Raw genomic sequence first — 21,595 nt, forward strand, 5'->3', positions numbered from 1 at the left:
CATGTTCAGCTTCCCCGGTATGTACTGTAACCTCCTGGAGCAATCAATAATGGTATATGGTAATGGCTTGAGGCATCAGATACGGCAAAACGTATCGGAACGATAGTCCATAATGCCTGCCCCAGCTCCTCCAATGAACGATGTGCGTAATAACTCTCAACATGGAATTGAAGCTCATATATCACTGGCTCCAACTTGCCTCCATCCAGCAGCGGTGCATCCAAACGCCCATCCGCATTGGTCACCGACTCAGCTACTTTTGTCTTGCTTTCCTGTTCTCCATTCCTATTCAGGGTATACAGTTCGATCCGAACACCCGCAGCAGGGACGCCTTTGGAAGTATCCAGCACATGTGTTGTAATTCGGCCATCAGACATCGACACTAGACATCACCTTCTTTCTCGGCGTCACGGCCGTCTGTTCCCAGATCAACCCTTGTCATCGAGAAACCCTGGAATCCATAAGGTGGTCTCGGTTCGGTAAACACTTTGCCTTCTCCCTCTTTCACTTCCTCCAGCACCGTCTCCCAGGTCCGATTGTTGGATTCAAATGAAACTTCACTCAGTTGCTCAAATCGACTTAACAACCTTCGTCCAATCTGGTAAATCAGATGTTGAATGGAAGCGGATCGACACTCATGAAACACCGCAGCAGCCAAATCTCTGACCTGTTCCGCCGCTACATACCGTCCACGCTGATCATCCATGCCATCTCTCGGATCTTCATAACGCCAATTGATGTTCAGGAAAATAAATAACGGTCGATCCCATGTCTCTGGAAGAGTGGTGTATTCATCCTGCATAAATCCGGCAAATTCACTGCCTTTGACTTTGATCAGTCTCAGATCGGCTACACCACTGAAATGGTTGCTTAATTCGATTGAGTCTCCTGTTCGTTCTGCTTCCACGGCAGCTGTCGCACGATCATTCTGCGAATAACGAAATACGAGCGTACTCGGTCGATAGCTTCCTTCTAATCCAATGGGTATATCTTCAAAAGGAATCTGGTCCGCTGTCATCTGAACCTTGCTCATCTGCGGATACGTCTCCAGGAAACGACGACTTACCAGCGCAAGAAATCCTTCCACCGTTGCCCCTGTGTAATCCGCTGCGTGTTTGAGAATAAAATTTTTCATCGAATCGGTAGCGACCACCAGCGAATTATCCCCTTCTGCAAAAGAAGGCAAGAATTCATCGCCCTGCACAGCGACCTTAATGTTTAATCCAAACAGAATATTGCTGCGTCCCATAAAAGGAGATTCCGGAATGGACTGTATACCCGTCAACGGTTTGGCGTAGGAACGGTACATCCACACATCCCCTTTTCCGTAATACATAGTCCGCTGCTGCACTGCGGCTGGCTTGCTCACGAACTCATGTTCATGACCGATCTGTGCAAGCCATTGCTCCAAGCGAATGCCTGCAATCTTGAATACTTCCTTCAATGCAGTCTCGAATTCTTCTTCCCTGCCTCGGCGATGACGTTGCCTCATGGATTCGAGGATGGAGCTCGCGGTATGGCCTTTTACGGCCAATATGAAAGGAAAGCCAAACTGGCTTGTATATGCTTTGTTTAATTGTTGAAGTTCGTTGTATTGCTCTTGCGAGAGTGAATCAAGGCCTGCACCTGCCTGTTCTTGAACGGAGTTACTGCTCATGCTGATTCGTGCTCCAAGATCCGGGTGATTTCGAAGCAACTGCAACTTCACCTGGTCATCCGATGCCTGAACCACATTCTTCATCACTTTCATCATCTGTTCAAATGAATCGAAAGGTCGTAAAAGCCCGGAACGTTCAGCCACCCATGGTGATTCCTCAAATAAGCCGCCAAACGTATGCACGAACTGCGTGATAGACCAGTTGTTAACAAGTTTAATTAAGTCGCTCATGTTAGAACCTCCGGTCTGTTGTGGATTATTGTTCTTCATTCTAAGTGTCGTTCAATATCGCGACAACAATATTTACGCAATTTTGTAATATAACATAACATCAGAGTTGTGATTTGTTTGCTATGCACGGGAAGTTCAGCTTTTATTGTCCTTAAACATGAAAAAACCGCATTCCATCAAGGGAATGCGGTTCATGGGTCTGAGACCCAGTAGCATTGTCATCTTGCACAATGCGCGGTTTAGAGTTGCACATTGTGCGGTCTTGCAGCTGCTTTGTCCCGCACAAACTTGCGGAAGGTGAATACCAGCTTTAATTTCAGCAGATCATTCGTTTTCTTAAAGTCCATTTGCAGCAAGCTGCCTACTTTCTCCATACGATAAGTGACCGTGTTGCGATGTACAAACAGCTGCTTGGCAGCTTCATTGATCAATCCATCATTCTCGATAAAGGACTCCAATGTATTCATCAATACCTGATTGGGATCACCGTCCCTGGCAAGTAACGGTTCAAGTACTTTATTACAGTAGTTCTCCATGATGTTATCCGGTACATGTTGGAACACATAGGCAAATTCGAGCATTTCAAATTGCAAAGCACGATCCTTCATACCGAATCGACGAGCCAGTTGTCGGGTATCCAGACACTCCTGGTACGCTTCACGGAGCGATTTGGGTTCGTGTTTCATTTTGCTGATCCAGAAACGCGGTGCCGGTGCCCCTTTTGCTTCTTGTGCTGCCAGCACATCACCGAACCGGTTCAACAAAAAACCTGACAGTTCCTCTCCATAGTCTCTCCCTGTTGGACAGGTATAGATGGACAGAATGCCATCTTCGATCTGAAAATGCTGTGAGGCCGTGAATTGCATCAGTGGATTGTATTGTAATTCACGATGAATCTGTTTAAGCAGCTTTCCCTCGGCGAACAGAGTCGGCTCAAGCGTAATCAGTACGCACTGATAAGTTCCCTGGAACAGATGTACACCTTTGTTTTCACTCAAAGTGGTCAATTCCTGAATGGTCATTTTGTTATCCAGATACTGTGAAAGCAGCGTACGCATCTCATCTTGAACGGTTGGATTAATATGCTCGCGATAAGTCATATCCATATAGAATGCCAATACATCGGCAGCCTGTTGGAACAGTTCCTCCTCTGCCCGAAGCGATAAGGCTGAATCGGTAAATACCAGCAATGATCCGTATTCTTCATCATTCTGCTTGATCGGTACGCGATGACAACTTCCCTGATTCCATTTCACTCGGTGCATGACGGATTTCCATGGCCAGCCCTGGGTTACAGCATCCCCTGCAATGCCTTCACTGCCATAGAGCACATGCCCACGTGAACCAATGACGGCAAGCGGATAGTTCAACACCGTGGCAAGTTCGGCAAACACATTCCGGTGTGGCTGCTGTTGCAGTGCAAACTGCATTAATTTCTTTTGCTTCTGCACAACCTCATGCAGCAATCGGTTACTGCGTTCATGTTCAGCCTTGAACAAGGCATTCATCTGGTCCGAGAAGGTGAATTGAAAAGGAAGCTCCAGCAATGGTAAACGAAGTCGATCCGCTTCCTCGACAATGCCTTGGGGAATGGACTGCCAGAAGCGTCCCAGCTTAATGCCCAGCCCTGCACAGCCACGTTCATTCAAGCGCCGCATCAAACGCAGTGCATCTGTTTCACTGTCTTTCATAATAAAAGCGGTGGTGAACAACATTTCTCCGGATTTGATCCAATCCGCGATATCAGGAGCGTCCATGACATTAACGGATTTCATCATCCGTGAAGTCCCTTCTCCACCCGCAACCAGTTTGGCCTCGGACAACGGGTATACCTGTAAAGCCTCTTTAACCGTAAGTTGCATGGACACTACCTCCCATATATATAACACGATATTATTTCATTCTAATAAGCTAAACTAAATTTCACATTATTTTTCGAATTAAATCCATATTCCAGTCTTTAATTTTTATTTGTTGTTAAGTATTATAACATCAACTGTCTCAATAAAGCTTACACGGCAAAAAAATAAAACCTATGACCTAATTACAGCGCACTTTCCTGTAATCAGCATAGGTTTTATAAGTTACTATGATCCACATAACATTGAAGTAATCCATTTACACGATAACGGAGAGGGCAGAAAAAACCTGAAAAAGCGAAGCGTTCGCCTTTATCCCAGGATTTCCCCCTTTAAAAAAGGGAATCGAAAAAATCTGGGGATAACAGCGATTGGAGGGTTGTTCTGTCATCGTAGTGTCAGTGTAAATAACTTTTAGTTCAATTATGATCAAATTTCCATGGTTTCGTGATTCATCCATAATTTCATACGGGATAATACATCTTTGATATTAAGCGGTTTGCTGAGATAGTCCGAAGCACCTGCTGCAATACATTTCTCCCGATCCTCTTTCATGGCCTTGGCTGTCAGTGCAATAATCGGAAGCTGGGTCATGCCGAGTCGTTCACGGATCTGGCGAGTCGTCTCATAACCATCCAGTTCCGGCATCATAATATCCATCATGATGATATCAGGCTTGACTCCTCCACGCTCCAGCAATTCCAGACATTCGTACCCATTCTGGGCTGATATGACATTCATGCCGTATTGTTCGAGAGCGTTAGCCAGCGCATATACATTTCGAATATCATCATCAACAACAAGCACTTGACGACCACTGAGCAAAGATTCTTCCAGAGGTGTCAATAAAACATCAGATTGTCCGGAAGTTATTGAAGGAAGCTTATTGACCTCAGGTGTAGTGGTAGCCACTTCATTCAAGAACAACCGCGATGCATTCATAGTCTCAGGTTCATCTCTTCGCAGTGGCAGGAACAGTGTGAACACACTGCCATGTCCTTCACGACTTGTAGCCGAGATTGAACCCCCCAGCAAATTCGCAAGCGATTGAGAGATCGACAACCCAAGTCCCGTTCCGCCATATTTACGTGCCGTAGCCCCATCCGCCTGTTTGAATGCATCAAAGATCTGTAGAAGTTTGTTTTCCGCAATGCCAATCCCTGTATCACTGACGGAGAAAGCAATCACGTCGGTCTCTTGATCTTTCAATTCAGGATGAGCCAGACTCATTTTCGAGATGGTTAAGGCAACTTCACCCTCACTCGTGAACTTGAATGCGTTCGAGAGCAGATTTCGGAGAATCTGGTGCAATCTCATCTCATCCGTCACGATGGTTTCTGGTAAAGGACTTTGGAGCTGAATCCGGAAATCTATTTTTTTCTGTTCCGCTGTTTTCAGGAAATACTGGTTCATGACTTCAGGCAGACTGCTCAGATAGACATCATCAAAATCCACTTCCATCTGCCCAGCCTCTACCTTGGATAAATCCAGAATATCATTGATCAGATTCAGCAGGTCCTTGCCTGACTTGTGAATGACCGAAGCATAGTTCTGTTCTTCATTATTCAAGTGTTCATTTTTATTTTCAGACAATATTTCAGACAAAATCAACATGCTGTTAAGCGGTGTCCGCAGTTCATGAGACATGTTCGCCAAGAATTCGGATTTGTACCCCGAGCTTGTTCGTAACTGATCTGCCACAACTGCAAGTTCATTGGCTGATGTCTCAGCAGCGCTCTTCTGTATTTCCAGGCGTTCATTAAGCATATGAAGCTCTTCGGTCTGCATTTGCAGTTCCTCCGTCTGAGACAGCATTTCTTCGGTCTGAGACTGAAGTTTCTCCGATTGTGCCTGTAACTCTTCATTCAGAACTTGTGACTCATCATATAACTGCTGTAATTCCATGCGAGTGACGGTCGAGTGTAAAGAAACACCAAAAATATCCGCCAGTTCTTGCATCAGCTTCATATCATTCTCTTGCAATGGCTTCATTGAAGCAAGCTCAATGACCGCAATGGTTCTGCCTTCGAAGAGGACGGGTACTACGGTAAGAGAGGTGGCAGATGTATATCCGAGACCCGAAGAGATTCGAATATAATTCTGTGGCAGATCATTCATGCGCAAGACTCGCTTCTCCACAGCACTTTGACCTACAAGCCCCTCACCTGGGGCAAGCGACACTTTACCGAGCGAACGTTCTTTCTCTCCATCCGCAGCATACGCCGCCACGCGTAGCAGTCGATTGTCTTTCCAGTAATATAAGACGCTGTAAGGCACTTCAAACAACATGGCAAGCTCGTTCAGGAACAAGCGGGACAAACCCTCCAGATTGGTCGGGTTCTGCAAGAGTGTGGCAATCCCCGCGATCTGATCTTTGACCCGATTCTGTTCTTGTACTTCATCCAGTAATTTGTTAGTTTCGTGGCCCAGGTCCCCCACTTCATCATGTGTCCGCACCTGAATTCGCTGTTTCAGGTTTCCACCTTTGGAGATATCACTGATCGTCTGCATAACATCTCGCAACGTTTTGACGATATTGCCTGATATCACAAGAGCCGCAGCAATTGATAACGCCGCGATAACCCCCCACAGCGTATACATAATTGTCAACAGTGTGGAACTGCGTTTGGCAAGCTCAGTAACCCTCGCCTCGGTCAGAGCGATCTCCGTGTTTCGGAAGGTGGTAAGTTGGGAGCGAATTAGATCAATTTCAGTTTTACCCGGGTCAGATTGAAAGAAAGCAACAACTTTTGCTTGGTCCCCTTGCTTTTTCAACTCCACCAACGGCTCCCCAGCAATCTCTATCCAGCGCGTAATATGGGCTTTGATGCTTTGCAAGCTTTGCTGCTGTGAAGGATTGTCGCTAATGAGAGCGTTCAACTGATCATAGTTGGAACTCCACTGGGACAGACTTTGGGAATAAGGCTCCAAGTAACTCTCATTGCCTGTAATCATGAATCCACGCTGTCCTGTCTCCATATTCAAGACATTTTTTTCAATTGCGTTGGTCAGATTATGTACTTCCAGATCATGATGAGAGATAAAATCATTTTCCTTCTGTAGCACATTAATTTGGGCCGTAAGCACTAACAGAACAGCTCCAAACAAAAGCACAACCACAAGATAGCCCAATAGAATTTTGGAGCGTATCGTAAATCTTCTCGTTTTTGACAACGCGGAAACCTCCAAATATATACGAATCCCATTCCATTATATTAAAACTGGTGCATATGTAGTTTATATGGATACGTATAGTCTGACAAGCTTTAAGTTCATCGGTAAGCATAAGAAAAACGACCTGCTTGTGCAGGTCGTCCTCTTCATTGATCTATATTGCTCATTTGGGCTGATTTTAGGCCTTTGGAGCGATCATTTTGGCTGGATCGACATATTGATCAAATTGCTCTTCAGTAAGAAGGCCCGTTTGTAACGTCGCCTGCTTCAAAGACAAGCCTTCTTTATGCGCAAGCTTCGCAATTTTGGCTGCATTCTCATAACCAATATGCGGGTTGAGCGCTGTAACTAGCATGAGCGAATTGTTCAGATTATGTTCAATCTGATCCAGGTTAGGCTCTATGCCTACGGCACACTTGTCATTAAACGCAACAATGGAGTCCGCCAGGAGTTGTACGGATTGCAAGAAGTTATAGATAATAACCGGTTTGAATACATTCAGTTCAAAATTACCCTGACTTGCCGCGAAACCAATCGCTGCATCATTACCCATGACCTGCGTAACCACCATCGTAATGGCCTCGCTCTGAGTTGGGTTGACTTTACCCGGCATAATGGAACTGCCTGGCTCATTCTCAGGAATACGGATCTCGCCCAATCCACTTCGAGGGCCACTGGCCAACCAGCGAACATCATTGGCAATTTTCATCAAATCAGCTGCAAGCGCTTTAACGGCACCGTGCGCATATACAACTTCATCATGACTTGTAAGGGCGTGGAATTTGTTCGGTGCAGATACAAAATCTTTCCCTGTATGTTTGCCAATCTCCTTGGCAGTGAAGTCCCCAAAGTCCGGATGAGCATTGATGCCCGTTCCGACAGCTGTACCGCCGATCGCAAGCTCCTTCAGGTACTGTACACTTTCACGAATCATACGCTCACTCTTGCCCAGCATCGCTTCCCAACCACTAATCTCCTGACCAAGCGTAATTGGTGTTGCATCCTGAAGGTGAGTACGTCCAATCTTAATAATATCCTTGAATGCCTCCGACTTGTCTGCAAAAGTCGCTTTTAATACCGCAATTGCCGGCAAGAGTTGATCCTCAACAGCCAGAACACCTGCGACATGCAGCGCCGTTGGGAATGTATCGTTGGAGCTCTGGGACATATTCACGTCATCATTCGGATGCAGACGCTCTTCTTTTCCCTTTTGCTCCAACAGTTGGTTCCCCAGATTCGCAATCACTTCGTTCACGTTCATATTGGATTGCGTTCCGCTACCAGTCTGCCACACGACCAGTGGGAAATGGTCATCAATACGACCTGCAATAATCTCGTCTGCTGCATAAGCGATGGCATCGGACTTAGCGGCAGATAATTTACCTAATTTATGGTTACTGGCCGCAGCACTTTTTTTCAAAATGGCAAGGGCACGGATAACTTCCATAGGCATATGTTCACTGCCAATCGGGAAATTCTCCTTGCTGCGCTGCGTCTGAGCTCCCCACAGCCTGTCGGCTGGTACTTTCATTTCGCCTAACGTATCTCTCTCAATGCGGTATTCCACTTGCTTGTCCTCCTCCAAAAAGATGGTTTGGGTCTCTACAAAGCTTGTGTATCTCGTCATATTATACATGATTTGCGAGCAGGTTTTCACCTTTTCGACAAAATTGTAAGCGTAGCGCAAAATGAGCGTGAATTATTTTTGTGACGCAATTGGATACAATCGGCTGCTCTGTTCGAATAGTTCACCTGGTTCCAAACCGACCAATCCGATTTCTTCTGCCGGGATGCCTTCAACATTAGGAGCGTTAACCAGGTTCATCTGTGGTTCAGGACAGAAGAATTCGCCACCCATGTTATTGTTCCAGATCATCCAGTGCTTGTAGGAAGTACCTACATCATATACCAGTTTGTCTCCAGTACGATGATCCGTAAGTTCCATATAGTTACGACCATTCTGCGGTTCTGCAGTGTAATGATTATCCATGGCAGCAAAGAACGGACTAACTCCGTCTTTCTTCAATTGTTCTTCCTCAGGTGTAAGCGGTTGAAATTGTCCTGTTGGCAGAGAACGCTCATTCAATTCACGTCGTTGTCCAATCGTAACTTTGGCCGTGTAATCCGAGGATTGACTGTCCGGTGCAAAAGGTACTGCAATTGCTGTATGGAATGCAAACAAATTCGGCATGGTTTCCTTTCCGGTGTTGCGGACGATCAATTGCTGCTGAAGTCCTTGGCTACTCAAAGAGTAACGAAGCGTCACTGTGAACGTAAACGGCAGGTATTGATGGAATGTATGTCCTTCTTTCACGTCCTGGCTAAGCAGCACATAGCTCTCCAACTGGTCAGAACCGTATCCCTCAACCTTCCAATCGGCATCATGCAAAAATCCATGTAAATGGTTACCTGTAGCCGGTTCGTTCACAGGCAATTGATAGACTTTACCATTCCAGGGGAAACGTCCATCCTCATAACGGTTCGGTGGAGAAAGAATCGGAATTCCATAGACCGCTGGTGCAGCCATAAACTCATCCATCTGATCCTGATTCGGCTCTCTCAAGTAACGGAAACCCTTTTCTGTATCACGGAAAGCAACGAGGTTGGCACCTACGCTTGGAATAACGGCCGCTTCAAACTGATTAAAACGAAGCCAAATGGCCGGTATTCCTCCAAATTGTTCTTCAAATGCTGCATTTTGTTGTGTCATCGTTATATGTACCTCCTGCATACTAAGGTTATATTATACGGCTCGACTATATCATGCCCGAGCACAAAATACCAATCTATGATAGAGAACAAATTCATGTTAGAAAAACAAAAAAGACAGCTGCAATCCGCTGCCGCTGTCTCTGCTTGCTTTCTTATGTTGGTTCAATTAATCCACATATTTGCCGTGATCCGGCACAGCACTCTCTTCAAAGTCGATATCAAGCCGCTTCAAGGATTCTTTCAGCATATCTCCGCTCAAGGCATGCCCATGCCCGGTAATCGCAAGTTTTGGCTCCAGATGCCTTATATGCTGAACGGATTGATGAGCAGCCTCCCAATCGGTTGTAAAATAGGAAGGCGGGCCATGCAACTGTTTGTCCTGAAGCAACACACTCCACAGCGATTCCTGCTTCACTGTAATGATCGCGTCTCCCGCAATTAACAGACGGTCCGCTTCCCGAAACAGCGACACATGTCCAGGCGTATGACCTGGCGTGTGCACCCACTCCCATCCTGTTAGACCTGGAACGGAATGATCTTTGGGTAGACTGAATATCCGATCATCCAGATTGATTGCTTCATTAGGATAAGCGAATGACAACCTGGACATTAAACCTCCACCTACAGAAGGGTCCGCTGGCGGGTAATCTTTCAATCCCGTTAAATACGGAATTTCAAGCGGATGAGCATACACGGGCACACCCCAGAATTGTTCCAGCTCAATAACGGTTCCTACATGGTCGAAGTGACCATGCGTCAATATGATCGCAGATGGCGGACCTTGAAATCGTTCTGTTGCAACCTGAACAATATGATCTGTGAACCTCGCCATTCCGGTGTCCACGAGGACCCAGTTCCTGCTTCCTGGCTCTCCGATGAACACGACATTAACGAATAGTGTACGTAGACTGAGAATATCGGGCGCGACTTCTTCAAGTCCCGTCAACCCTTCTGTAATCAGATTGTCAGATGCCATTCACGGTTACCTCCCATTAGGCGGATTGTCTCTCTGGTTCCATTCATCTCGTAGACTTCCCTTTTCTGGATCATCTATTCAACATTTCCAATAAAATAGACGGTATACACCCTGTTTCGGGCATACACCGTCTAGTATAGTCATCGACACAACACAATAGAACAAGAACATCTCGGCTAGTTAAGCCGGAAATGCCTCCAAAGCAGCATCGAGCAATTGATTGTACAGATCGTCATCATTCTCAAGCAACTCGTCCATACGCAGTAACTCTTCTTCATCACCGGATTGCTCCGTGAAATGCAAGCTATAGTCCCAATCTTTTCCGTTCTTGCTCATGAAGGTAATCTCATATACTGACTTTTCGCCTTCTGTGCGGTAAACGGTATTTCCCACGTATCCTTTTTCACCTTCACGGCGCATTTCAGCACTTATAATTTCAATATTCACAATCATTCTCTCCTTTAATCTTTCATCTACAGGCGGTCTCCAACATTTCTGGTAAACCTAGTTTGGTAATTATTATTGGTTAATTGTACAATATATAACGTAGCAACGTATACCTTATTCAATGAAGGAACCATTTGAGTCCTTACATAGTTGTAATGAGGATTATAAATACGTGTTTGACCAACATCTATAATAGCCAACAAGCTACGATATTATTATCACATTGGAGGAAAAAATAGCATGAATACTTTCGAAACGAATCTGCAGCAGTATGCTGAACTGGCTGTACAAGTCGGTGTCAATATCCACCCTGGACAGACGCTTGTGGTTAACGCGCCAATCTCGGCAGCGCATTTTGTACGACTGATTGTCAAAGCAGCTTACGGTAAAGGTGCCAAATTGGTCAAAGTAAACTGGAGCGATGAAACCGTTACACGTCTACATTACGATCTTGCACCTGATGAAGCCTTCTCCATTGAACCGAAATGGTTTGCAGCTGAAATGACTGAACTCGTCGAAGAAGGCGCCGCTGTACTGCACGTCATCGCTGAGAATCCGGATCTGCTGAACGGTGTAGCTCAGGAACGCATTATTACTAGCCAAAAAGTGCGCGGCAAAGCGCTCGAAAAATATCGTTCGTATCAGATGGCTGACAAATTCAGCTGGTCTATTGTAGCCGTTCCTTCTCCGGAATGGGCAGCTAAAGTATTCCCGGACCTGCCGGAGGCACAGCAAGTGGACCGCTTGTGGGATGTTATTTTCAAAACCGTACGGATCGGTGAACAGGATGCTGTTGCCGAATGGAAAACCCATTTGCAAAATCTCGATTCCCGCGCTGACCTGCTGAACAACAAGAAATACAAGAAGCTCCACTATACAGCTCCAGGCACAGACTTGACCATTGAACTTCCAGAAGGACATATCTGGGTATCCGGTGGAAGTGTGAATGAGCAAGGACATGTCTTTATTGCCAATATGCCTACCGAAGAAGTATTCACAGCTCCGCTGAAAACGGGTGTTAACGGTACCGTCCGCAGCACGAAACCACTGAGCTACGGAGGCAACCTGATTGACGGATTCTCCCTGACATTCGAGAACGGTCGAATTGTAGATTATACCGCTGAGCAGGGACTGGACGCACTCAAAAACCTGATCGAGATGGATGAAGGTGCACACTATCTGGGTGAAGCAGCCCTTGTTCCACATCAGTCACCGATTTCTGATACGAATATTTTGTTCTACAATACACTCTTTGACGAAAATGCTTCCAACCACTTGGCGATTGGTAATGCCTATGCCTTCTGTCTGGAAGGTGGTAAAACGATGTCCAAAGAAGAGTTGATTGAACGTGGCATGAACTCCAGTCTCACTCATGTAGACTTCATGATTGGATCTGGAGAAATGAACATCCACGGTGTAACCTCCGAAGGTACGGAAGAGCCTATCTTCCTGCAAGGAAACTGGGCATTTTAATCCCCTTTGATGGATTAGGAGAGAGGAGATCACTCCTCTCTTTTCCTGCGTCAACAGGCCAAAAATTCAACAATTGGAGGGAAATCATATGTTAAGTTTTGAACAAAAACTGGATCGTTACGCTGAACTTGCTGTAAGAGTAGGTGCTAACGTGCAGCCCGGGCAAGTATTTGTCATTAGTGCGATGATTGATACCGCTGAATTCGTACGCTTGTTGGTGCGTAAGGGATACGAGGCTGGTGCCAAGCAGGTGATTGTAAAATACGGTGATGAAACGGTGAATCGATTGCGGTTTGAGATGGCCCCTGAGGAATCCTTCCAAGAGCCGCCGAAATGGCATGCAGCGGAGCTTGAAGAACTGGCGGCCAATAATGCAGCCTTCCTTACCGTATTGTCATCCAGCCCGGACCTGATGAAAGGTATTAACCCTGAGCGGATCTCGACCCATCAGCGTACATTCGGTCAGGCAATGGCCAAGTACCGTCAGTATCAACAGGCGGATAAAATGAGCTGGACGGGTGTGGCTTGTCCTTCCCCCGATTGGGCAGCCAAAGTATTCCCGGATCTCCCGGCAACGGAGCAGGTCAACCAGCTGTGGGAAGCCATTTTTGCTGCGGTGAGAGCTGATTTGGAGGACCCTGTAGCGGCCTGGGAACAGCATATTGAACGACTGGAAACCAAGGCTGTAGCACTGAATAACAAAAAGTATCAAGCACTGCATTTCCTCTCCCCAGGGACGGATCTTACAGTCGAGCTTCCAGAAGGTCATATCTGGGCACAGGCGGGTAGCGTAAATGAGCAAGGAACCCCTTTTGTTGCCAATATCCCGACAGAAGAAGTATTCACCGCTCCATCCAAGCATGGCGTTAATGGTAAGGTGACAGCCACCAAACCACTCAGCTACGGTGGCAGTATCATTGATCGATTTTCACTGACATTCGAGAACGGACGCATCGTTGATTTTCATGCTGAAGAAGGTCAGGATACGCTGGAAAGACTCATTTCGATGGATGAGGGATCACATTACCTCGGCGAAGTCGCTTTGGTTCCCTTTCATTCACCGATCTCTGAGAGTGGCATCCTGTATTACACAACATTGTATGATGAGAATGCGTCGTGCCATCTCGCGATTGGCAGTTCCTATGCATTCAATATCGAAGGTGGCAAAACGATGTCTCCTGAAGAACTTGCAACTCGTGGCATGAACAGCAGTATCACCCATGTGGACTTCATGATGGGCTCGCCCGAGACGGACATCTACGGTATTACGGCAAACGGTGAACGTGAAGCCATCTTCCTTAAGGGAGACTGGGCATTCTAACAGATTACGGAAGAATGCTCAGAAGTAAATATTCTCAATGAACGGTCATAAGGCTGTCTTGCAACCATGTGTTTATGGTTGGCGAGACGGCCTTTTATTAGTTTTCAGCAAACTGTTCCATAGACTATACCCACTTCCCTCATCTGGTTTGTCCCGGACCAACCTCCCATTGTATCGTTTCCATATTATGTTGTAAAATGTAATGATACCAATGTTTGTGGATTGTTCACCAGAAAGGAGAACATCATGGCCAATCGGCTCCAGTTACTACTCGCCTCAGATTTCCATAATTTAGGCTCTGCACTTCAGGAAGAAGTGTATTATGAATATTATAATATGGTACATGGTCTTATCGTTTATATCATCAAGGAGCGTGCTGCAGCGGAAGATATTATTCAGGAAGCTTTTATCAAAATCATTAAAAACAAACCCATTTTCGAAGACGAGGTCAAACTGAAAGCCTGGCTCAAGGTCGTCACACGGAACACAGCTATTAATTATCTGAGAAAAAATAAAAATAACCGTAACCAATTGGATACGGATAGTGTTTTTATAGATATGGAGACGATGAATCAGACAGCAGCTTCCGTGGAAAGCATGGTAGAAACGCAGATGATGGAAGAGTCCATTGAATATTATCTCGGACAGCTCAAACCGGAATATCGTGTACTGGTGGAGTTACGGTGGAAAAAAGGTCTCTCCTACCGAGAGATGGCCGAACTGCTGGATACCTCCGAAGACATTGTGAAGCAACGCTTGTTCAGAGCCCGCGGCAGTATCAAGAAGAAATTACATAAGGAATGGGGTGGAAGCATTGAGCAAAGGCAAGTCCGATAAGAACGTGGAGCGATTCGATTCAGAGCTGGAAGACGAATATTTCGACGCTGCGTTTGATCTGGCTTTTGATGAGGCTTTCCATCAGGCCGTCTCTGCCCCTTCCGCCTCCCATACCGAATCCATGCAGCAATCCTGGCAGAAGGTACACAGGGAAATTAACAGAATCGGTTTACGTAAAAAAAGAATACGTACCTTGCGACTTTCCGTTGTCGTAGCTGCATCGGTGACCATTGGGGCCGTTATTTTCAGCCTGCCGTCCGGTACACAAGCGGTATCCCCATTCGTGCAATCCATCAAGGATTGGGGTAATGGCATGAAATCCATTGTCATCGAGGATCGCACGACCCATCTGGGGGCTGATCCGTCAACAGCCAAAACGCCTCCACCTCCGGAAACGAGCTTAGATGACATTCTTAAAGTACAAGAAGAAGAGGCTCTTAATACACCTTCGTATGAGTTATCGAGCCATATGCTTCGTCCGGTACTTGTTACGGAAAAAATCGCCCGCGAAGGGTTCATGGGTGACTTTCTGTTATCCAAGGCCATTCCCGAGCGATTCAATAAGGTCAAATTCGAACTCGTACTTGATACGGAAAACCCAGTGAATCCAGACGATTATTATGAGTCCAACCAAATGAGAGTTCAATATACCAGTGAAGGCAAGAGCATAGAGGATGAGATCATCCAGTTTGATTATGTTTATGTCATGCCTGGGGAGAAAATTGAAGGGGCCATGCTTCGTGATATGAGCACAGTCAAGTTGGCGGACGGCACGGAAGCACTAATGTATATCGGCCCACCCTATAACTCCTTTCAGTGGATGATGGGTTCCAACAATATGAGTCTGTTTGGCACCCTTTCGGAAGAAGAAATGACTGCGATTGCCAACGATTTTCAAGAGCAGAAGTTTCCCGGCAGCACCAGCCGATAAGATCAAAACAACACGGTGCCAGAGACATGTTTGCTTGTATCCGTGGTGCTTCCATCATACGCTGTATGGATACTGGTAACGCGATAATAATATCCTGGCATAACAGTCCAATCCGATGTAGCATTCAGTAAGTTTGAATTCGTTGCAGTGTTGGAATTGGCTTTGAAAGTCACCCATACTGTTCCTGTCCAGCGCTCAAGTCGATAATCTACGGAAAGTGTCTTCATTGCTGTATAGGTCGTGGTCTTGGTATTGACGATAGCCGACAGTCCTCCCCCAGGGATGACTGCACCGACCGCTTGATAGATATGTCCACGTTCGCGAGTGTTAGCGAGAGAATGGATGGATGGTTCTGGCGGTGGTGGAGCTGTAAGTGCACCAGAGGACACCTTGATAATCGGGCTTGCAACGGCTGGTTCAGACGTAGGTATAACCAGGAGCGTTGGCACCATGAACAAGGCAACAAGTGTTATTTTTAGAATAGATGCTGCACTCTTCGTTTTCATTTTCCGCATATTGATCCATCCTCCGCTTCTATACTTCATTTTGTGTAAGGGTATAAACGGACGGATCAGGTGACAGGTTTCAAAAAAATTAGACGCTCCGATGTTTCTGTCGGCAGCGTCTTTTGTATTTTTTATACATTTCTAACAAGGTGAAACCTAAATTATTCCATTCCGTATGTATTCAGTAATGTATGCACAAAACCAAATTAACCAACATGAGTTGCAAATGAGGTGTATCCCTTGAGTAAACTTCAATCCAAATCCAGAAGACATCGTCACAGCTCCAATTCGAATGAGTTACACATCGAAGTTTCCCGCTCGTTCAAACGTTGGCTTGTCATTATAATGAGTGCACTTACCATCGGGACCTTAATATATTTCTTGGCTACAGCCCGGGAAAGCTGGATAAGCATGGGGATTGACCGCTATGTATTGCCCTTTATGATCTGGGGACTTGTACTATCCCCCATCCTTGCTTTTCTTTTCCTCAGACAGAGTGGCCAAACCCATTCCCACGTCAAATTTTTACGCGTTTTCGGGGTTGCTTTCTGCGTTCTGCCTCTGGCTCTTCTGTTTTACGTGTTACCTGCAACACTCGGCATGGTGAATGATCACTTAACCCAGTATAAACAAAATCCGGTGTTATCCACCACTAAGGTGGGGGACTACAATTCCTACGAGGTTACTTTCGTTGACATGTACGATATCATCACGATAAAGACACCGACGACAACCAAATCCACTCGAAAAAAGCTGAATATCCAGCATGATCTCGCTCCTGGAGAGAATGTTTATGTTACTTATAAGCGAATTTATATCAAAAATAGCTTGGTCACAGAGAACCGTTACGCCGATATTGTCATTCACGCACCCCAAGAATCATGAGCATGCAAAGAAGCTGTACGATGACCATTACGTCACCATACAGCTTCATTTGTACCGATTTCGATCTGGCTATGCGCCTTCTTCTTCAACCAACAGTTCCAGCTTAATCACATTCACTCGGGAAATCCGCTTATGCTCTGTCTCTTGAATGACAAATACATACCCCCCATACTCAACCGATTGACCGACCTCAGGTGGAATGGTATCTACTCTGGAGTATAACCAGCCCCCGATGGTATCGTAATCGGCACGATCCATCTCCAGTCCGAATCGTTCACTGACTTCTTCAATCAGCATCAATCCATCTATGGAGTATTCCATCTCATCCACTTGCTCAATGGCAGGACGCTCCTGGTCGAATTCATCCTGAATCTCGCCTACGATCTCTTCCATGATATCTTCAAGCGTGACAAGACCGGAGGTTCCACCATATTCATCAATCAGAATCGCAATCTGTGTCTTGCTACGCTGCATACGCTTGAGCAGATCACTGATCAGTGTGGTATCTGGTACAGCCAGGATCGGCCGGATTACGGATATGGTATCTGTAAGTTGGGATCGCATCAGATCCTTAATGTGAATAAAGCCGATAATATGATCCTTGTCTCCGTTATATACCGGATACCTTGTTCGCATACTCTCACTGGCAATCTCCAGATTTTCCAGCATGGACTCATTGGCATTCAGACAGATCATTTCCGTCCGCGGAATCATAATTTCACGGGCGGTTGTATCCGTAAAATCAAATATATTATCAACAAGTGCTAATTCAGTGTTATCAATTAAACCGCTCTTATTGCTTTCTTTCATGAGAATACGTAATTCATCTTCACTATGCGCGTCGTCCATCTCGGAAGCGGGTGCCATTCGGAACAGTCTCAACAAGCCGTTAGCCATACCGTTCAGTGCCCATATGAATGGATACATTAACTTGTAGAAGAACGTTAGCAAGGCTGCAGACCACAGCGTGATCGTTTCAGACTTTCGAATCGCCATCGTCTTGGGAGCAAGTTCCCCCAGTACAATATGCAGGATTGTAATAATTACAAATGCAATGGCAATAGAGATTCCATGAACATAAACCGGTCCCAGTCCAAATGCGGTAAACATGGGCTCTAACAAGTGTGCAATTGCAGGTTCACCCAACCATCCAAGTCCCAGTGAAGCCAGCGTTATACCTAATTGGCAAGCTGACAGATATGCATCCATATTGCGTATGATATTGGAAGCATATTTTGCATTTTTGTTGCCTGTTTCCACCAAAGCCTCAATCCGACTTCCACGAACTTTCACCATCGCGAATTCCGCCGACACAAAGAAACCATTCATTAATACAAGTAAACCGATTAATACTAAATTTAAAATACTCGGTAAGGGGTCACTCAAATTTTCATCCTATTCGCCGTCATTCTTCGGCAAATAGGTCCACCTCCTTCGAAAATGTAGGATATTAGCCATTCTGCCGCTCATATGCAATTTCAACTTCCCAATGCTTCCACCTCCACCTTGTTCTGTCGAATAATAAAGATATGCTTCTTTTATTATATAATTCTACACTACACAGTCAATCCGTGTCCTATGACAACGAAATGGCACAAACGCCTTTTTTCTTTAACAAAAGTAATGATTACGCTGTTTTTTTTAACATTTCACAAACCATGATCTAACCAAACCAAAGAGAGTATCCTCGCTCATGCTTTCGCATCGCTGGATACTCTCTTTTTGCAATACTGTTTTTTTCTCAGATTATATCCACTAATTACGATGTAGACTCAATCTCCACTACGGTCTCAGAAGCAGGATTCCAGCGCCACCCGGCTTGTTTTCCGCTTTCGTTATGCAAACCACCGATCCAGAATTCATCCTGCTTCAGCAGCGCCCAATCGACTTCTCCATTCAACACCTGAATTCCGAGTTCGGTTAGCGACAGGACTCCGTCACGGAATGTTTCATCATGCTGCATGAAATTAGGGAACGTTGTTGCACCGGTCATTTGAAGCAGAGCTTGAGGTCCTTCTGTCATCCGCCTCAGATGTGCCCAGTATTCAAGATCACCCATCCCAAGAATATGCAGCTTGTCCCCTACCTCACGAAACAAAGGATATGGACGCTCCACACCTGCTCTTATGGTCTCCAGTGTTGTCTGCTCAATGATCCCTAGACCGTTAGATACAGATGGCATACGAGACAAATGTGCCTTAAAGGCAGCTTTTGCAAAGGGGAGCGCAGAAGTGTCCGTCTGCAAGTAATCCAGATGATGCCGGACATCACTGGACGTATAGGCTTCCCAGAACTGTGCACCGGCTTGTAGCTCGTCCGTGTTAATCACATGCCAGCTGCCAGACAGCCGCTCAATCTGTGTGGAGGTAAGCTGTCCCAGTCCTCTAAAGTGCTCGATCTCTGGATATGAGTCAATACAGAGCAGATTCAATTTCGTATTCTGGAGCGCTTGTCCTTTGAAATAATGTAACAGGTAAGATAACATTGTCTGATCATAGAGGTCGTATTCAAACCATAGGACAATCTCCTTATATTGTTGAAATGAATGCAACTTGCGTTCAAGATCCTCAATCTGCAAGTATTCCGTCTGTGGAATGCCCAACTGAAGTTCTAATACGGATGCCCGATTCTTCCGCTCCTTCGCATCATCCATATCTTGGACTACCGGTCCGAACGTGTACAACTCTCTCCATACGAGGATATCTCCCTCAATTCCACTCTCTCTTAAACGATTGGCAGCGTGATCCCCATTCATAATGTGTAACAATCCTTTCCCTCCTTCATACAAATCACTGAACACCGAAACCAGATCCCTTACTGGCATTGAGCGCTTAAGTTTGGATCGGGCATCGAACAGTCTTTTCTTTAATGCAGGTACCTTGACCCCGAGGAAATCCGATATTTCCTTAAGCGAGTATCCTTCCAAATAAAACAGTTCCACAGCTAGCCGCATCGATGATGGCAGTATTGCAATAGAATCACGCAGCGTACGATGCATTTCGTTTTGCATCGCTTGTTTTTCCGGATTATGCGCCTGATCCTCTTCCTGGAAAACATGTTCCAACTGCTGAACGGGAATCAGGGTATGCTGCTTGCGTCGTAGCCAGCGATAACACTGTCTCTCCACGATTACCTTGAACCATCCTGGAAAAGCCTCCGAATCCTCCAGCTTGGACAGATTGCCAAAGGCCTCTGTAAATGCCTCCTGTACGACATCTTCAGCCCAAAATGTGTCTCCCAAACGATTGTAGGCAACAGCAAGAGCCATCCCGCGATATTGAGACATCAGTTGTGCGTATGCTTCGGGTTCCCCCTTCATCGCTCCTTCAATCCAAGACTTCAATGCTGTGAACTCCCTTCTTATAGGCATGTTGCTTGTTCCGTTCATATATAAGTGCCATGTTTTTATCAAAAGGTTACGTCTGGCTCGATCTATTGGAGTCAATTTCGCATAAATGCTTATGTAAAAAGCTGTCCCGTTTGCGGATAACCTCCACATTCTCGGGACAGCCTGCAATTCACTATGTGTTAGACATGTCAACTATCCATTAAAATCGTTGTGAAGTGCCAATTAAAATCTGCTTGGAGCTTGTGGGTAGTTACCTACCACGCCCGGATATTGATACAACAATGGCTCATCAAATGTAGCATAGTCGAAGTTGACCATCAATAGCATGATCCGTCTTCCTGTCTTCGGGTCGCTGATAATAATATGGTCACGGCCCGCTGCTTCAATAACACCTTGGAATATGCGAGCATTCCATTCTTTGTTGCCTTCGTATGTCATGTAGAACGTACCGAATTTACCAAGGTTAAGACGCAAAATATTCTCAATGTACGATTGCTCAAACTGTGGAGCCGTTGTCGTGACCACTGCACCCGTCGGTGTCATTGGGCTTCCACTGGATACGAGTGGGGGTACACTAGTCGAGCTTGGTGATACCATCCCTGGTGTTGGCGACATGGAAGGCATACCGTTACCGATTTTGTATGACGTACCTTGAACCTGAGAGTTGGCTTGTTGACCCAACACGGAATTTGCTTGCTGACCCAGTGTTTGAGTCGTTGGTTGATAAGGCTGATTAATCATGAATGATTCCTCCTAAAGTTTAATATACTTCCGGACAGTCATCGCCTGTCGGACTGAAGAAACAATGTGCTTTGAAACGTCCTGTATTTTGCTGGTCATACCACGTTGGTGGACAGTCGCCCACTGGTCGGAAAAACCATAATGCATTGCTCGCTGGCCAGACGCGCTCTCCATTAATGACACGTTGTGCCAGACGAATCTCGGATTGTCTCGCCCGTTGGTAGAAGTAACCCTTCTGTGTTGACTCGAAGCCTCCGGGGTTCTGGAATACCATGCGGTTGATGTCACGAATATCTCTGAAGTCCAAACAATCCACCAACACCCGGTTCACACCTACATTACCTACAAGCAGCATGCCTTGTTCGCCGTCACCTTCAGCCTCCGCCCTCAGCAGTCTAGCGAGCAGCTTGACGTCTTCTGAGTTGGCTTTAATAACAGCCATAGTCTGTTTCCTCCTTTGTTTCAGCTGTTCATCACCGTACATCGTATTGTGCAG

The 21,595-nt window shown here is 45.8% G+C and carries 18 protein-coding genes; 5 read left to right on the top strand and 13 right to left on the bottom strand.

What is annotated here, in order from left to right; all coding sequences use genetic code 11:
- Positions 1 to 5 precede the first annotated feature (5 nt).
- From uraH to AB4111_RS12375, 8 genes are all read right to left on the bottom strand, one after another.
- The gene (gene uraH, locus AB4111_RS12340; RefSeq protein WP_442032757.1) at positions 6 to 377 is read right to left on the bottom strand and encodes a hydroxyisourate hydrolase; all 372 of its coding nucleotides are present in this window, start codon (positions 375 to 377) and stop codon (positions 6 to 8) included.
- Positions 378 to 382: 5 nt separating this feature from the next.
- Complete coding sequence (pucL, locus tag AB4111_RS12345; protein WP_442031857.1) at positions 383 to 1,888, bottom strand: factor-independent urate hydroxylase; 1,506 nt, start codon at positions 1,886 to 1,888, stop codon at positions 383 to 385.
- 239 nt (positions 1,889 to 2,127) lie between these two features.
- On the bottom strand, positions 2,128 to 3,750 hold the full coding sequence (locus AB4111_RS12350) for a PucR family transcriptional regulator (RefSeq protein WP_091019529.1): 1,623 nt from the start codon (positions 3,748 to 3,750) through the stop codon (positions 2,128 to 2,130).
- A 426-nt stretch (positions 3,751 to 4,176) separates the two neighbouring features.
- Positions 4,177 to 6,921 (bottom strand): CHASE3 domain-containing protein, encoded by a 2,745-nt coding sequence (locus AB4111_RS12355; protein WP_442031858.1) that lies wholly within the window; start codon positions 6,919 to 6,921, stop codon positions 4,177 to 4,179.
- A gap of 178 nt (positions 6,922 to 7,099) precedes the next feature.
- Entirely contained in the window at positions 7,100 to 8,488 is a 1,389-nt protein-coding gene (gene fumC, locus AB4111_RS12360; RefSeq protein WP_442031859.1) for a class II fumarate hydratase, read from the bottom strand.
- 132 nt (positions 8,489 to 8,620) lie between these two features.
- Positions 8,621 to 9,631 carry an aldose 1-epimerase gene (locus tag AB4111_RS12365; RefSeq protein ID WP_442031860.1) on the bottom strand — a complete coding sequence of 337 codons (1,011 nt, stop codon included), beginning with the start codon at positions 9,629 to 9,631 and terminating at the stop codon, positions 8,621 to 8,623.
- A gap of 168 nt (positions 9,632 to 9,799) precedes the next feature.
- Positions 9,800 to 10,609, bottom strand: coding sequence for an MBL fold metallo-hydrolase (locus tag AB4111_RS12370; protein WP_442031861.1), 810 nt, complete (start codon positions 10,607 to 10,609; stop codon positions 9,800 to 9,802).
- A 180-nt stretch (positions 10,610 to 10,789) separates the two neighbouring features.
- Positions 10,790 to 11,062, bottom strand: coding sequence for a hypothetical protein (locus tag AB4111_RS12375; protein WP_047843332.1), 273 nt, complete (start codon positions 11,060 to 11,062; stop codon positions 10,790 to 10,792).
- A 234-nt stretch (positions 11,063 to 11,296) separates the two neighbouring features.
- On the opposite strand from AB4111_RS12375, the gene AB4111_RS12380 reads away from it, so the two are divergent.
- The 4 genes from AB4111_RS12380 (at position 11,297) to AB4111_RS12395 (ending at position 15,618) form a co-directional block, all read left to right on the top strand.
- Positions 11,297 to 12,529: an aminopeptidase gene (locus AB4111_RS12380; RefSeq protein WP_442031862.1), complete on the top strand. Its 1,233-nt coding sequence runs from the start codon at positions 11,297 to 11,299 to the stop codon at positions 12,527 to 12,529.
- Between the two features lie 88 nt (positions 12,530 to 12,617).
- Positions 12,618 to 13,850: an aminopeptidase gene (locus tag AB4111_RS12385; protein ID WP_442031863.1), complete on the top strand. Its 1,233-nt coding sequence runs from the start codon at positions 12,618 to 12,620 to the stop codon at positions 13,848 to 13,850.
- Between the two features lie 246 nt (positions 13,851 to 14,096).
- On the top strand, positions 14,097 to 14,687 hold the full coding sequence (locus AB4111_RS12390) for an RNA polymerase sigma factor (RefSeq protein WP_074095416.1): 591 nt from the start codon (positions 14,097 to 14,099) through the stop codon (positions 14,685 to 14,687).
- Positions 14,665 to 15,618 carry a hypothetical protein gene (locus AB4111_RS12395; RefSeq protein WP_442031864.1) on the top strand — a complete coding sequence of 318 codons (954 nt, stop codon included), beginning with the start codon at positions 14,665 to 14,667 and terminating at the stop codon, positions 15,616 to 15,618. Before AB4111_RS12390 ends, AB4111_RS12395 begins: the two co-directional genes overlap by 23 nt.
- A 2-nt stretch (positions 15,619 to 15,620) precedes the next feature.
- Here AB4111_RS12395 and AB4111_RS12400 read toward each other — a convergent pair whose 3' ends face one another.
- Positions 15,621 to 16,133 (bottom strand): hypothetical protein, encoded by a 513-nt coding sequence (locus AB4111_RS12400; protein WP_442031865.1) that lies wholly within the window; start codon positions 16,131 to 16,133, stop codon positions 15,621 to 15,623.
- A gap of 231 nt (positions 16,134 to 16,364) precedes the next feature.
- Between AB4111_RS12400 and AB4111_RS12405 the strand changes: the two genes are divergently transcribed.
- Positions 16,365 to 17,009 (top strand): hypothetical protein, encoded by a 645-nt coding sequence (locus tag AB4111_RS12405; protein WP_442031866.1) that lies wholly within the window; start codon positions 16,365 to 16,367, stop codon positions 17,007 to 17,009.
- 69 nt (positions 17,010 to 17,078) lie between these two features.
- On the opposite strand, the gene AB4111_RS12410 is transcribed toward AB4111_RS12405, so the two are convergent.
- The 4 genes from AB4111_RS12410 to AB4111_RS12425 form a co-directional block, all read right to left on the bottom strand.
- Complete coding sequence (locus tag AB4111_RS12410; RefSeq protein WP_442031867.1) at positions 17,079 to 18,395, bottom strand: hemolysin family protein; 1,317 nt, start codon at positions 18,393 to 18,395, stop codon at positions 17,079 to 17,081.
- Positions 18,396 to 18,768: 373 nt separating this feature from the next.
- Positions 18,769 to 20,352, bottom strand: a complete 1,584-nt coding sequence (locus tag AB4111_RS12415; RefSeq protein ID WP_442031868.1) for a sigma-70 family RNA polymerase sigma factor — start codon at positions 20,350 to 20,352, stop codon at positions 18,769 to 18,771.
- 228 nt (positions 20,353 to 20,580) lie between these two features.
- Positions 20,581 to 21,042 (bottom strand): spore coat protein GerQ, encoded by a 462-nt coding sequence (gene gerQ, locus AB4111_RS12420; protein ID WP_442032758.1) that lies wholly within the window; start codon positions 21,040 to 21,042, stop codon positions 20,581 to 20,583.
- A 76-nt stretch (positions 21,043 to 21,118) separates the two neighbouring features.
- Positions 21,119 to 21,541, bottom strand: a complete 423-nt coding sequence (locus AB4111_RS12425; RefSeq protein ID WP_442031869.1) for a cell wall hydrolase — start codon at positions 21,539 to 21,541, stop codon at positions 21,119 to 21,121.
- Between the last annotated feature and the right edge of the window lie 54 nt (positions 21,542 to 21,595).

The organism is Paenibacillus sp. 2KB_22 (assembly GCF_052115745.1).
In the GTDB taxonomy this organism is placed as follows: Bacteria; Bacillota; Bacilli; order Paenibacillales; family Paenibacillaceae; genus Paenibacillus.